This window comes from Spirosoma foliorum, from assembly GCF_014117325.1.
GTDB lineage: Bacteria > Bacteroidota > Bacteroidia > Cytophagales > Spirosomataceae > Spirosoma > Spirosoma foliorum.
Genome location: NZ_CP059732.1, coordinates 7,832,785 through 7,847,569, shown reverse-complemented (window position 1 = coordinate 7,847,569; position 14,785 = coordinate 7,832,785). Strand labels below are relative to the sequence as shown.

9 protein-coding genes and 1 tRNA gene are annotated in these 14,785 nt (G+C 43.6%); 6 read left to right on the top strand and 4 right to left on the bottom strand.

All coding sequences use genetic code 11. The features are described from left to right. Positions 1-5: 5 nt before the first annotated feature. The 4 genes from H3H32_RS33125 (at position 6) to H3H32_RS33110 (ending at position 8,779) form a co-directional block, all read left to right on the top strand. Positions 6-1,517 (top strand): sensor histidine kinase, encoded by a 1,512-nt coding sequence (locus H3H32_RS33125; RefSeq protein WP_182459987.1) that lies wholly within the window; start codon positions 6-8, stop codon positions 1,515-1,517. Between the two features lie 189 nt (positions 1,518-1,706). Further along, a complete protein-coding gene (locus tag H3H32_RS33120; protein WP_240543567.1) occupies positions 1,707-5,150 on the top strand; it encodes an ATP-binding response regulator in 3,444 nt (1,147 codons plus the stop codon). A 1,062-nt stretch (positions 5,151-6,212) separates the two neighbouring features. Further along, complete coding sequence (locus H3H32_RS33115) at positions 6,213-7,064, top strand: sugar phosphate isomerase/epimerase family protein (RefSeq protein ID WP_182459986.1); 852 nt, start codon at positions 6,213-6,215, stop codon at positions 7,062-7,064. Positions 7,065-8,485: 1,421 nt separating this feature from the next. After that, positions 8,486-8,779, top strand: a complete 294-nt coding sequence (locus H3H32_RS33110) for a hypothetical protein (protein ID WP_182459985.1) — start codon at positions 8,486-8,488, stop codon at positions 8,777-8,779. Positions 8,780-9,030: 251 nt separating this feature from the next. Here H3H32_RS33110 and H3H32_RS33105 read toward each other — a convergent pair. Beyond that, a tRNA-Arg gene (locus tag H3H32_RS33105) sits at positions 9,031-9,102 on the bottom strand. 608 nt (positions 9,103-9,710) lie between these two features. Between H3H32_RS33105 and H3H32_RS33100 the strand changes: the two genes are divergently transcribed. Next, complete coding sequence (locus H3H32_RS33100; protein WP_182459984.1) at positions 9,711-10,178, top strand: hypothetical protein; 468 nt, start codon at positions 9,711-9,713, stop codon at positions 10,176-10,178. 1,041 nt (positions 10,179-11,219) lie between these two features. Here the strand turns inward: H3H32_RS33100 and H3H32_RS33095 are convergent. Together H3H32_RS33095 and H3H32_RS33090 are read right to left on the bottom strand one after the other, a co-directional pair. Further along, positions 11,220-11,540: a LytTR family DNA-binding domain-containing protein gene (locus H3H32_RS33095; RefSeq protein ID WP_182459983.1), complete on the bottom strand. Its 321-nt coding sequence runs from the start codon at positions 11,538-11,540 to the stop codon at positions 11,220-11,222. Between the two features lie 315 nt (positions 11,541-11,855). Beyond that, positions 11,856-12,962, bottom strand: coding sequence for an alkene reductase (locus H3H32_RS33090; protein ID WP_182459982.1), 1,107 nt, complete (start codon positions 12,960-12,962; stop codon positions 11,856-11,858). A 748-nt stretch (positions 12,963-13,710) separates the two neighbouring features. Here H3H32_RS33090 and H3H32_RS33085 point away from each other — a divergent pair. Beyond that, entirely contained in the window at positions 13,711-14,265 is a 555-nt protein-coding gene (locus H3H32_RS33085; RefSeq protein WP_182459981.1) for an RNA polymerase sigma factor, read from the top strand. A gap of 101 nt (positions 14,266-14,366) precedes the next feature. Here H3H32_RS33085 and H3H32_RS33080 read toward each other — a convergent pair whose 3' ends face one another. After that, complete coding sequence (locus H3H32_RS33080) at positions 14,367-14,765, bottom strand: LytR/AlgR family response regulator transcription factor (protein ID WP_182459980.1); 399 nt, start codon at positions 14,763-14,765, stop codon at positions 14,367-14,369. Between the last annotated feature and the right edge of the window lie 20 nt (positions 14,766-14,785).

Sequence of the window (14,785 nt, the reverse complement as noted above, 5' to 3'; positions counted from 1 at the left end):
CACTTATGAATGCCATGCCAGGCAAGCATCTGGTACTATTGCCCGATGCGCCAAACTTTACGATTGCTGCCGTGACCGATGCGTATATCGACGCTTTTGGTATCCAGCGTGAATCGCTGATAGGAGCCAACTTAGTTGAGGTATTTTTGGGTGACCGACGTGATGATGAATTGGCCAGTCAAATCAGCCAGTCACTAACTCAGGTAGTACAAACCAAACGGCCTCATGTCATGGCCAACCAACGTCATCAGTGGCCTGATCAACAAACGGGCAAACTTACGTGGCGAACCTGGCGTCCGGCCAGCAAGCCGGTTCTGGATAGCTGTGGCGAGGTCATCTATATCATTCATACGATTGAGGATAGTGCCAGTGCCGAGGAACTACTAAAAGTGGCCAAAGCCAACCAGTATCAACAAACCCTACTTGACTTAATGAAAGAACCGTTGCAGGTTCTTCAGCCCATTTTCGAAAATGGGGAAATCATTGATTTCCAGTTTAAACTTACGAACCAAGCCTATGCGTCGTATGCCAATACAACGCCTGAACAATTGCAGGGCAAAAAGGTAGGCGACGTTTTTCCTGGCTACTTCGACACAGTGAGTTTTACTAAACCCGTAGAAACCTACAAAACGGGGCAGTCACTTACGTTTGAAATCCACTACGACAAAGATGGCCTCGACCTTTATAATCTGATGAGTACGTTCAAAGTGGATGATGAAGTGGTCATCTACTTTACTGATTTTACCCGTCTGAGGCAGTTACAACTCCAGCTTGAAAGCAAGATCGATGAGTTGAATCGCTCCAACGAAAATCTACAGCAGTTTGCTTACGTGGCCAGTCATGATTTGCAGGAACCGTTGCGAAAGATTCAATCCTTTGCCGATTTACTCAAGGATCAGTACAGCGATCAGTTGGAAGACGGTGCCAGCTTTCTGGAACGAATACAGGCATCGGCAGCGCGGATGTCTATCCTGATTCGCGATCTGTTAGCCTTAGCCCGCATTTCTACCTATCAGGAAACCACAGAGCCGGTAGGTCTGAAAAACGTTATTGACTCGGTCTTAGCTGACCTAGAGATTCGTATTCAGGAAACAGGAACGGTAGTCGAGATCAAAGAGCCGCTGCCCACTCTATCGGGCGATGCTGTTCAATTAGGTCAACTGTTTTTGAACCTGATTAGCAACGCTATCAAATTTCACCGGGCAGGCCAAAGCCCATTCGTTCGGATCAATGCGAATCAAATCAGTGCCAGCCAATTACCTGCCTCTATTAATCATATTCGGCCCGCTTCGACTTACCATTGCATCAGCATATCGGATAATGGAATTGGTTTTGATGAAAAGCATACCGAACGCATTTTTCAGGTCTTTCAACGCTTACATGGCCGGAATGAATTTGCGGGAACGGGCGTCGGGTTAGCCATCTGTCAGAAAGTAGCCCTTAATCATGGCGGAGCTATTACAGCCACCAGTCAACCAGGTCAGGGAGCAACTTTTTCCGTGTATTTACCCAACTAATCTCACGGTATAAATCTCTCTGCACCCACGACGAGTATATTTAGCAGACTTTTTGGACATTCCCATCTATCCAGACAATTAAATCCAAAGCCCAACACACCAGCCTAGTCAGAAGTTAAACAGAATAAGATCATAAGCCCTAGATCAATTACTTTTCTGCCGAAACCTGAATCGTTGCCCTCTTTATCGATGAATGAACTTGACCAATCAGAACAATTTTTAGCGGGTGGTGGCGAAATGGGTGAGCTGATTCGTTCGATGGATTGGTCGACCACTCCGCTTGGCCCAGTTGCTACCTGGCCCCAAAGTTTACGCACCTCCGTTAGTTTGTGTCTCTCCTCAACGTTTCCTATTCTGATTGCCTGGGGTCCCGAAACGATTCAGATCTATAACGACAGCTACCGACCTATCTGTGGCGCCAAACATCCGGAATCGATGGGGCAGAATTTCCGGATTTGCTGGGAAACAGCCCTCCCTGTTGTGGGCGATGCGTTTACGCGTGGCCAACAGGGCGAGGGAACTTATATCAAAGACCAGCGCATGTTTCTGGATCGATATGGGTATCTGGAAGAAGCCTTTATGACCTTTTCTTTTGCCCCGATCCGGGACGAAAGTGGTCAGGTAGGTGGCATTTTTCACCCCATTACCGAAACGACCGATAAGATGCTCAGCGCCCGTCGAACGCAGGTGCTTCGCGATGTGGCAGCCCGCACGGGTCAGGCCAAAACCAACCAGGATATTTATACGAGCCTGACGGATGCCTCATCAGATTTTGCGCTCGATTTACCCTTTCTGCTGATTTATAAAATTCAGGATGAGCAGAACCAGGCTCATCTGAAAAGTATGGCTGGCCTGTCGGCAGACCACCTTTTTCCAGTAGAGTTGACTGAGTTGGATGTAGCCCAGACAGACTGGCTAACCGATTTACCGCAGACCTTAGTGATTGAGAATCTCGCAGAACGGATCGGCTCGTTACATGGTGGTCCTTACGAGGAGTCTCCGCACACGGTTGTTCGCTTACCCATCCTGCTATCGACCAAAGAACAGCCAATTGGCTTTTTGCTGGCGGGAGTTAGTCCACACCGGGCGCTGGATACCGATTATCTCAGTTTCTATGCCCTACTGGCCAACACGATTAGTACGGCCTTCTCCAATGTACATGCCTATCAGGAAGAGCAAAAGAGAGCCGAGGCACTAGCTGCTATCGACCAGGCCAAAACTGCCTTTTTTAGCAACGTCAGTCACGAGTTCCGTACACCGCTAACCCTGATGCTGGGGCCACTGGAAGAATTACTTCAGGATACAACCGTATTGGCATCGCCTTACAAAGCACCTATAGAAGCAACTCACCGAAACGCACTTCGTTTGCTCAAACTGGTGAACAACCTGCTCGATTTCAGTCGAATAGAAGCTAGCCGTGTAAAAGCCAGTTTTCGTCCGGTTGATCTGGTCGCTCTCACGCTGGACTTAACCAGTAGTTTTCGCTCACTAATCGAGCGGGGAGGTTTACAATTTGTTGTTGACTGCCACCCATTACCATCGACTGTCTACGCCGATACAGAAATGTGGGAGAAGATTGTCCTCAATCTGCTGTCCAATGCCTTCAAGTTTACCCTACAAGGAAGTATTCGAGTCGAACTTGCAGCTGAGGAAAACACTGCCGTTCTGCGGGTTTCGGATACGGGGGTTGGTATTCCCGAGCGGGAAATTCCGCATATGTTCGAGCGATTCCACCGAGTGGAAAACGCTGGTGGTCGTACCTACGAGGGTAGCGGCATTGGCCTTTCGTTGGTTCATGAACTGGTACGGCTCCATGCAGGCAGTATTCGGGTGGTCAGTGAGGAAGGGAAAGGGAGTACATTTATCGTCAATATACCGTTAGGCAAATCTCATCTTCCCGCGGGTCAGATAGTTGAAGACAAGCCAAGCCATACGATGAGCCGCTTAGCCGAATCCTTTATTCAGGAAGCTAATTCCATATTAGACGAACCGAGCCCTTCAGCTTCAGCAGAGGCTCTCTCCGAAGAGTTTACGGAGAATAAGGCCGTCAAGATTCTGATTGTAGATGATAACGCCGACATGCGGGCGTATCTGACTCGCTTATTAGAGCCATCATTTACAGTGTACGCGGCTCTGAATGGGGTCGACGCACTTCAGCAAGTAGCGGGTATACAGCCTCAGCTTATTCTGAGCGACATTATGATGCCGGTGATGGATGGTAGTCAATTACTCTATCACCTCAAACAAAATCCAGCCACGGCACATATTCCACTGATCTTTCTATCGGCACGGGCCGGTCAGGAAGCCCGAATTGAGGGTCTACAGGCAGGAGCCGACGATTATCTGGTCAAACCTTTTTCAGCCCAGGAGTTGCTGACTAAAGTGCGGGGCCAGATAAACCTGGAACAGTCGCGCAGGCAGGCTGAAACTCGGCTCCGGAATCTGGTTCAACAAGCGCCTGTGGCTATGTTGCTAGTTAAAGGCAACGAACTGGTTATCGAGTTGATCAATCAGGCGATGCTCGAGCTTGTTTATCGCGAAGGCGATGTTTTGGGTAAGCCCCTTCTGGCAGCCCTACCCGAACTGAGCGGCCAACCCTTTATCGGTCGACTTTTACAGGTATATGAAACGGGTATACCCGATCAGGGCTGGGCAGTGCCGATTTTGGTTCAGCGGAATAACAAACTGGAAGAGGCCTATTTCAATATCCTGTTAACGCCTTACTACGAAGGAACTAAGCTAACTGGTGTTCTGGAGGTATGTACGGAGGTTACCCAACAGGTGTTAGCCAGTCAGGCATTGGCTCAGAGTGAAGCGAGCTATCGTCAGCTTTCGGCCGAGTTGGACGGGCAGGTACAGCAGCGAACAGCGGAGTTACAGGCATCGGTTCATGACCTACAGCGCTCTAACGATAACCTACAAACGTTCGCTTACATTGCCTCCCATGATTTGCAGGAGCCTTTACGAAAGATTCAGTCATTCGGCGATTTACTACAGCAACGCTATGCAGAACAGTTGGGCGACGGAGTTGATTATTTACGACGCATGCAAGTCGGAGCTAACCGCATGTCTACTCTCATTCGGGACTTGTTGAATTTTTCCAGAATTTCAACTCGGCAGGAAGCACCTTCCCAAATTCTGCTGACAGACCTTGTTCACACAGTACTGGCCGATCTGGAGAATATGATCAATGCGTCAGGTGCGCACGTACAGGTAAATCCATTGCCAACTGTGCTGGGCGATCGCTCCCAATTAACTCAAGTGCTACAAAATCTATTGTCGAACGCGCTGAAATTTCACAAAACAAGCCCAGATGGACTTCCAATAATGCCAGTTGTTTCGGTACAGGCTCATTTGGTCAATGCGACTGAACTCCCCACCCAAATCAGGCCTTTTCGGGCGACTGCAACCTACCATCGGATCGATGTTATTGACAACGGTATTGGTTTTGATGAAAAGTATTTGGATCGCATTTTCCAGATATTTCAGCGACTGCACAGTCAAAGCGTCTTTGCAGGAACTGGTATTGGTTTAGCCATTTGCGAAAAGGTGGTGGCTAATCATGGGGGAGCTATTACGGCCACCAGTCAGCCAGGCCAAGGGGCGACTTTTAGTATGTATCTCCCAATCTGATTAGTACAAATGTTACTACCTGCCCCCTGACTCTTTGCTCACTTTTATACACTCGGAGTTACTAAACCGTTCGAACGAATATGTGTTTTCTTTAACTTTGATCTATGAAAACAACGTTATTATTTCTCGTTCTCGCCCTGGCAGCCTGCACAGGGAAGAAAAAAGAGTCTAAAGAGCCACCTGTTGGCATACGAGTTACGCGGGAACCGAGTGGTCGAATTGTGTCCGTACCAGATAGTTCAAGAAGGGATAGTTTCTAGTCATGAGCTACTATGCTCCTATAGGCTAATAGTAGTTAGAACCAGCGAAGAGCCCCTGGCGGGCAACTGGATAAGCGATGTTAAAAAATTAACTTTATCAGCATTTCGGCAATGATGACAAAAAGCGAAGCTGTAATAGACAGGATGAGTGTCCAGGGGCCGGGCAAAATCGATTGTTTGTTCATATCTATCAACGTTGAGATAAAAGATAAACATGAAATTATTACAAATGTTTAGCTAATTAGTAATAAAATAAAGAGCTTATACGCTACTGCTTCTACTGGAAACAAAAATAGCAGCTCCGGTATTGAGTAAGGATGCTAAAAACGAAGCACTTATTACCGGATAAGCAACCTGCTTCAAATACAGCGAGACAACTGCGTAGCCGAAACAACTGAGGCCTATTAATAAGAAGAGAATAGTCAAGATTCGATAAAAGAGGTTCATAGTTCTGGGAGGCCTTCACTAAATAAGCCCCCACCAGAATTGACCGGCAGGGGCTGGATTACTAAGGATAGCTACTAAAATGAATGTAATAAGGAAGATTTAATGTGGTGTTTGTTTTTGATTTAAAGTAAATAAGGAGTTACTAATATAGCAAATAGATTAATAAAAATTCAAATAAAGATAATAATCAAACCAGAATAAATCCTACTACAGCACTTTTCACACGGTAGCACTAGTTAAAAATAATGTAGGCTTTCGCTGGATCAAACCAGTAGAATTCTGCATTATTTTTTTTGTATGCTACAATCGATCTTGCTGACCAATCTTCTACAAATCTTGATTCTACTCTACTTTTATGGCCTTTCCCCGTACAATTTCCCGAAGCGAGTTCTTGAAAACAAGTGCCCTTGCTCTTTCTCTGCCCATTCTGAGTAAACTGGACGCTACGGCGGCTCCACTAAAAAACGTAGGTCTGCAACTCTATACGGTCCGAAATGAGATGGAAAAAGACGTAGAAGGTACACTGAAAAAGGTAGCGGCTATCGGCTATACCGAAATAGAAATAGGTGGCTACTATGGCAAATCTCCAAAGGAATTCAAAGCCTTTTTGAGTGGAATGGGGCTGAGTGCGCCAAGTCTCCTCACTATGACGAGCACGATGAAAACCGACTGGCAGAAAACCGTAGACCAGGCCGCTGAAGCTGGCCAATCGCTCATAGGATGTGCTTATTTAGCCCCCAATGAACGTAAAACTATCGATGACTATAAAAAGCTGAACGAGTTATTTAACCGATCGGCAGAAGTATGCCAGAAAGCCGGGCTTCAATTTATTTACCACAATCACGACTTTGAATTTCAACCCTTAGACGGTCAGGTTCCCTATGATCTACTCCTAAAAGGAACTGATCCTAAATTGGTTAAACTGGAATTAGATATATACTGGTCAACAAAAGCGGGTCAAGATCCGGTAGCGCTATTCAAGCAAAACCCAGGCCGTTTCCCAATTGTCCATTTGAAGGATATGGAAAAAACGGCCGAGCGTTCCTTCGCGCCAGTAGGTACTGGCTCCATTGATTTTCAGCGAATTCTGGATGCACGCAAGATTGCAGGTATTAAACACTATTACGTTGAGCAGGACATTTGCAAAGTTCCCCCGCTGGAAGCCATTGCGATTAGCTTCCAAAATGTCAAGAAGCTTAACGCCTGAGAATGAATACCCGCTTAGGCTTTTACCTGCTGACAGCAACGATCTATGCCAATAAGGAGTATTGGTACTAAGTGATAATCTTTAATAGGTCCTACAGTCGTCATCTATTTTGATGGCGACTGTTTTTTATGCGTCTACTATAACGGACTATAGCCGCAAGCGAATCGTATACTTCTCTGATTGACAACACGATACCTTCGTAAATGAAAAAACGCCAGTCCCAGCGAAACTGACGTTAAACTTCTCTATCCACACCTTCGTGCATGTAACGCACTTAATAAGCCATGCAACTTACAGGTTAATGAATTTAAGTTCATTAACAGAGAATTAAAAACGCCAGTCCTACGAGAACTGGCGTTTGGGCAATATCCACACCATCCCTACCTAAGTAGGAGACAATAAATAGTACCCAGAGCTTTGCCGAATGGGCTATTGGCAAGCCATATACTTTTTATAACAATACGCTATAGTCTTATCATGCCTGGTCAAGCTTCGAGATAGTATAGTGGTTTATGACGATTTGAATCTTCGGCAATAGCCGTAAAAAAACGCCAGTCCCAATGAGACTGGCGTTATATATATTCTATCCACACCATTCGTGCGCCAAAGCGCACCTAATAACTTCTTGCAACTTACGGCATAACGAAGTCAAGCTCATTAATATAAAATTAAAAACGCCAGCCTCAGTAAGGCTGGCGTTTTTTGTACCTAATCCATTCTACACATGAGTGAGGAATAATAGTAGTACTTACAAAGAACACGAATAGACTATCAGAAACTGTTGTTTGAGGCAGCCTATAGCTATATCTTCTCTCTATTAAGCCTTACCGATTCATCTATAGCTGTATAAATAAGCCCGCTAGTCATTGTAAAAAACGCTGGACTCAAACGAGCCAGCGTTTACAAATTATTTCCAACGAATAATTAAGTTTACACTTAACAATTCTCAAAACAAAATAAGGAACAAATGTTTATATTTGGTAACACATCGACTAAACGGCGTAACTAACTAACACATGTTAATTTTAACAGAATTGGAATTTGTAGGCCAATCTGAAGTTCATGGCATCTTGATTTGGTAGGCTTTTAGTTATCAAATACACACGAAAACATCATTTTTTAGAGAGTTAAGCGTATAGTATGAATTCTTAGGAATCAAAAACATCCTGATTTACGTATAGTAGTCAACCCATGAAACTGTTTTCCTTATGCTCTATCCAGCAACACAGGTCATCGCTCGACTAGGTTACTTTGTTTACTTACTACAACAGATTCATCTGAGAAGGATCAATTAATTGACAAAAATCAGTACAGAAGAATAGGAACAATAGGAACGTCTTTAAACTAACTATAGACAAGGTTTTTTACTTAACTCCCAAAACCCTCTTTTCATCTAAACTCTAGCTTAAATCAGCAATAGCATGTATACGTTGATGACTCAGGTTACAGCTCAGAATGCTCACATCCAATCACTTACCCTTTGTGATGATGTCTCGGATATTGATTATGCGTTTGCCCGACTGGAAGGATTATTTCAGCAGGTGTTATTCATCAACCCTGGTAATTCCCGTTTATTACAGGCGTGGGTAATTTTGGATCAACAGGCCAGACCTAATTTAAGACAACTTACCGCTAACAGCACTGGAGTAATCTCCAGGAAAAGGACTTTTATTTCTCTCCAGGAAAAGATTAGCCATGCAGTGGCTTTGCTATAGCGTATAAAAACAGCTATCAAAGTGGCTATCTTATACTCTCAGGCCTATCGCTTAACGCCTGCCACAGTTTGTCAATAGAATTGTAGCGCGACGTTAAGCGATAGGCCTAACTCTATTTTACTGGAAAATTTCCGGTTGAAATGAGTTGAAACTAAATGCCCCTAGAAAGCGGCTGGTGGGCATTGTTGACATACTGTTGAAATGAAAAAACCGCGTTTACAGTTTGTAGACGCGGTTTTTATCAAAGTTTGTGGCTTTATAGGGACTCGAACCCCAACCAACAGTTCCGAAGACTGTGATGCTATCCATTACACCATAAAGCCATTGCGCAAAAGTAAGCTTATTTAGCCGATTTAAGGCATAGGTAAACTCAACAATTTCAATTTGAGTCGATATTTAGCAGAAAAGTAGGCCCGCATCGATCCGACATGGGGCTTGTTCGATACCATTCCATCCTTTTTAGCCAGCGAAACAAAAATCCCGATCGGCAATTGCCAATCGGAACTTAGGAACACCAAATTATTAATTATAAAACTATCAGCCTGAATAGGCCAATACTCAAACAAGTCGAGATAATGAATATTGAGCCCCAGGTTAGTGTATTTACCAGATCAATTGAAAGTATGCGTAAGCGATTCATGTATTGTACAGGTTACAGCGATAATAGATAGCATACATACCGTATAAATACCTAGTTTCAAAATTGAGTATTTTTAACAAGTTTTTAATTGCAAATACCTTTTAATCAGAGCTTATAGCAAGAAGTAACTACCAAAAAATATCATAGAATAGCTTCTTATTTCGGAATTTACGTTCACCCATAAGATTTTTTAGTCAATGGCGTTTTAACTGAGTCGTCAGGCAGTTATGTTAAGCCATCAGATTGCACCAATTGGGCTATATAGTATATTTGTAAGAAACCTTCTCTTTCATGAAAAGCGGTCTTTACCTATTCCTGCTGTTATTGTTAGCCACTGTCGGCTATTCGCAAAGTGATAAAATCCCTAAAGGGGCAAATCGAATAGAAGTCTCTACTACGCTGTCCGATTCTGCCTTATTCGATATGATTTCCTTTAGACTCGAATCGGTGGGCTTTTTTATTGAACAGTCAAATCTGGAAAAGGGCTATATCATAACAGAATACAAAAACGTGAATAAGCCTGATACGGACCCTATCTCTATAAAAGTTATTGTTGGTATCAGCAGTAATAAGGCTGTTTTTAGAGGCCAGGGAGATGCCGAAGTTCTGGGTTATAAGTATACCAACGTGCCCCTGGTTTATAGAGGGTCAGGCAGTGGGGTCGAAAAGAGCGGTTTTGTTTCTTTGACTGAATTGGTAAAGAAAATATCAAAAACGATAGGAACTTCCAGTATCAATTACTTAACCGGTAGTAATTAGAATCGGCCCTCACGACCTCAAATGCGAAAAACCAGTTAACATTGGTCAAAAGTAACAAGAGGTTAAACTCGCTAAAACCAGTATTTCCATAGCCACTGCCCCAGAAGCCAGAGCCCAACAGCCAGGATAGCCAATAAAAGTGTCCACGGGCCGGGATCAGGCCATTTTGCTCGCTTCATTTTGTTTTGACTTGCCTCAATTTCAAGCAGTCACAAAAAATGAACAATAAGAAACCGGTTTGCCTAAAAAAGCAACCTCACCGCTATGTACAGCAAGACCAGCACAATGGCAATAGCCAATGGCCAGGCACCTGGTAGTAGTGGTTTTTTCATAAATGAGCCGCGCTACTGTGTTATATACGGCAGCAATTGAACAATAGATGTCAAGACGGCACTCATTATTTAGGCTAGGTTGAAAAAATAACCTTCTTTCCACGTCGGGTTGTCCCGCTTACTTTTCCCAATACGGTTCGGTGCCTTACCACCATCCTCTACATCCCAGACAGGTAATTTTACAAACGGCTCAATTTCGTCAGCGGGTATTGTTATGCCCCCTAACTACCCTGGCACCAATAGTATTTACTCGAAGCAGCCTTATTTACGGGTTGGTATTGCAAACGTATTTCTGTTGAATTTGCCCATAGGCATCAAAAAAACGTTGGCCTCAAAAATGGACCAACGTTTTTGAACCTAACCCATAAGAGCTTGCAAGCCGACAACTATCAGCTTGCAATCATCTAAAGCACGGCAACTATTGAGCCAACAAAATGCTTGCTCTGTAGATGCTTTCGCTTTATTAGATAAGTATAAAGGCCTATACTCATAGCCTTTGTACGTCAATAGCAAGATCCCATTAAAGTGATTAAGACAACCCCTTTAATCAGTAACCGCCTAACAACTAGCAAGTTAAACGTAAATCTACTATAGCGTTAGTAGATAGTACCAAGCTTACCACTTGTTCTCAACCTCAGAAACGACTTATTTCATTCTCACGTAAAAGCCAACTTTGGCAGAGTAGCTGCTTTTTACATCAGACAAAAACTTACTGACTGGTTAATGGTGCATTGATAGAGCGGAGCTTGAGCGCTACACGCTTCACCATACGTCGGGAAATGGGAATCTTAATCCCTGTATGCATCGTAATGTAAGCTGTAGCGGGCGATAGCTTAACCCCTTCTTTTACATACATAGGATTAATCATGGCACTTTTACTAATTCGGAGTAGCGTTGGGTACCCCTCCTCATACCACTTTAATGTGTGGCTGGTTAACTCTGAAGTACCATTCGAGAAGTACAAATTGCTGTAGTTCCCGTTACCGAGGGCATACATAATTTGATCTGAATTGAGTATTTGTTTTCTCATAGGGAGCTAAATTTTGTTACCAGTACTTACGAAACAGATTTAAGGACGGATTTGCTATTAATTACTTTTATTAACGAAAAATTAATACCTATCAGCAGACATCCGTAACACTCTCACTATTCCCTCATAGTTAGATCGTTACGAAACAATTTCAAAAAAATATAGCTAGTGATATATACTCTCTCTGAATCGTAGTAAAGCTGCATACTATCAAAAAATAAAACAGCCCTGTCATGATTGACAAGGCTGCTTTGGCGAGCTTCCTACGTGGGCTATAAAGTGAAGAGGAAGTTGTGTCGGAAAGTCTTTTTGTGACTACGCCTGCGCTTCTGCCAGAACAGGATAATCAATATACCCCTGAGCAAAGCCATCAGTGCCGGGTGCATAAAGAGTAGCTGGATCAAGTGGCGCTAATTCTGCACCAGTTTCCAGACGTTCGACGAGGTCAGGGTTAGCAATAAATGGCCGTCCAAAAGCAACCAGATCAGCCTTACCACTTTCGAGGTCAGCTTCAGCCCGACTAGCCGTATAGCTACCACATAAAATTAATGTTCCTTTAAATTGCTCCCGAATTGCGTCTACTGTGGCTTCTGGTACGGCAGGTGCTCCTAAGCCAGAGTGATCAACTAAATGCAGGTACACAATCCCTAATTCGTTTAGTTTAGCCGTCAGATAAACGTATAAATCATGATTATCGTCAGCATGAGGAAGTAAGTCGCCCGCAGCCCCGAAAGGCGATAGGCGTAAGCCCACTTTATCGGCGCCAATAGCTTCAATAGAACCAGCTACGATTTCAAGTAAGAATCGAGCCCGGTTTTCGATGGCACCACCGTATTCATCTGTCCGCTGATTGCTCCGATGGCTCAGGAATTGCTCAATCAAATACCCATTGGCTCCGTGCAGTTCTATACCATCAAAACCCGCTTCAACAGCATTCTTGGCCGCTTGTACAAACTCCTGAATCGTTGCTTTTATATCGGCCTGGGTCATCTCACGAGGAGTGGCATTGGAAACCATCCCTTCCGAATCCGTCCACATATCACCTGCTGCAGCTACCGACGAAGGGGCTAGAATTTCAGCACCTTGAGGCATATTGGCGCTATGCGAAATACGGCCTGTATGCATTAGTTGAATAAACACTTTACTGCCTTTCTGATGTATTGCCGATGTTGATTTCTTCCAGCCTTCAATCTGTTCGGCACTATAAATGCCAGGTATCCGGGCATACCCTAATCCGTTGGGCGAGGGAGAGGTGCCTTCGGTGATAATCAAACCGGCCGATGCTCGTTGTGCATAGTACTCAGCCATCATATCGTTAGGGATGTTGCCAAGAGCACGGCTTCGGGTCATGGGAGCCATTACAATGTGATTGGTGAGTGTTAGCGCACCAAGTTTAGCTTCTGAAAATAATTTCTGAGCCATTCGTCTAGTCGTTTTAATGGTGAACAAAGCCAGCGCTTTGCAGTAGTTTCAAGGCCCTAACGCACCTATACATCCAAAAGTTTAAATGTATAAATAAAACTTTTAAGGCCAATCCGCTTTCAGACGGTAACGAACTTATGACTAGTACAGGGTCAAGTATGGCTGTTCACTATATCTATTTGCGCCAGAGACAATACAGAAATCGGTATGATGTAGGAAAGCCCTTCCCCTACTCTTAAATTAACAATTGGCTATACCAACAGTAACTTGTAATTAAAAAAGCTGTCCAATCAAACAGGATAAATAATAGACTAAGAGTGACCTTTCATTCATAAAATTGATCAACCTATCCCCCAAAGATTACAATCAATCAGGTACTTATGTAAACAGTTTGGGCAATTCCTTAAACCGACCTCATTTAGTTTTTTGATTAATCGACTCAAAATATCCATATAATTTCTGGTATTATTAAAAGAGAGCAATATTGGTAAATTACAAATATCACTTAAGTATAAATCAAGCTCAAGGATAAGTAAATTCACTTATATTTACGGCAAAATAGTGCTTTTTCAGGCTTTTTTAATACGTTGAGCTTGTATCCAGAGATTCATATAAATACGCCGTCTAATAGATTTATTATATTTTGCTTATCATCAAGCCATCCGTAAGTCAGGCTGGTCGCGTATGTACTTAGAGGTATGCGCATACTATGATGAGAGTTAGCTTGCCTTCATCACTCCCATAAACTATGAAATCACTTTCATTAACTGACGAGGAAACGATTCGTCAATATCTGCCGGATCAACCAGATCAATGTTTCGAAACACTTTACAATCGCTACGTTAATAAGGTCTATCGGCGTTGCTTGTCCATGACGAAAGACGCCGAGAAAGCAGAAGATTTCACGCACGACATATTCCTAAAAGTATTTGCTAAACTGGATGCATTTCAGGAGAGATCCAGCTTCTCAACCTGGCTTTACTCAATCGCTTATAATTATTGCTCAGACCAACTGCGGATAGCCAAGCGAGTCAATTATACCTCCATAGAAGAAGGATTAACCCAAAGCGCCCCCGACTTTGAGGCAACACAACTCCACGAAGAAACGCTGGAGGTTGTTAGACAGGCCATGGCGACCCTCTCTACGAAAGAACAAACCTTGCTTCGTTTGAAATACGAAGACAATATGAGCGTCGACGAGATTGCTCAGCTTTATAATCTAAAATCCAGCGCAGTCAAAATGCGGCTCAAACGTAGTCGCGAGAAAATACAGCGATTCTGTGCACAACAATACACCATCTAATACCTCAGTTAGCTGTGTCTTGTTTACAGACACAACTAACTGAGGTAATTATGGATAGAAACCATAACTACTTATTAATCAGGACAGATAAACGCTGTCTGTTACTGTACTACTTTTCGCTGGAAATTAAGTTGTCGGCGAAGTATAAACCAACGTCGGCGGGATACGGGCAGAATTGCCCCAGTAACTAAATAAAAGGCAGGGCTGGTACTATCGCATTCGATCCGCTCAATAAACTGCCGATTAACCAGATAATGTCGATGAAGCCGAATAAACCAGGAAGACGGCAATTTAGCCTCGAACCGCTTTAATGTATAGGGAACTAGTATTCGTCGTCCATCAGCAAATTGAAGCCAAGTGTAATTTAATTCTCCTTCCAGGTAAACTAAGTCTGCTACCGCTAACCATTGAGCCCCGCTGCAATTGTCATAAACACGAAGTGGAGGCCAATTAAGTAATTCAGAAGTAATCCATTGTCCGCGATCTACATAAAATGCCATACGTTGAATAAGATAATGGT